The organism is Sphingobacterium sp. UBA6317 (assembly GCF_002440385.1).
GTDB classification, from domain to species: Bacteria; Bacteroidota; Bacteroidia; order Sphingobacteriales; family Sphingobacteriaceae; genus Sphingobacterium; species Sphingobacterium multivorum.
Genome location: NZ_DJTD01000059.1, coordinates 4,059 through 4,272 on the forward strand (window position 1 = coordinate 4,059; position 214 = coordinate 4,272).

Below are 214 nucleotides of genomic sequence, written 5' to 3' on the forward strand. Positions count from 1 at the left end.
CTTGTTCAGTGCTTGCTCAGTGAAGACTGAATAAACAGTGAATAAATACTGACTAAAAACTGATTGAAAATTGGGATTAGGGATAAGTTGGTGGCTGAATGAGTCAGTTGTAATGCGTTTCTTAAATCACCCAGTTGCCGTTACCACTAAAACTGGGGGCAATGAAAGTTTAAGGATAGAAATTCGTAATTAACATAAACAGAAAAGGCGCCCC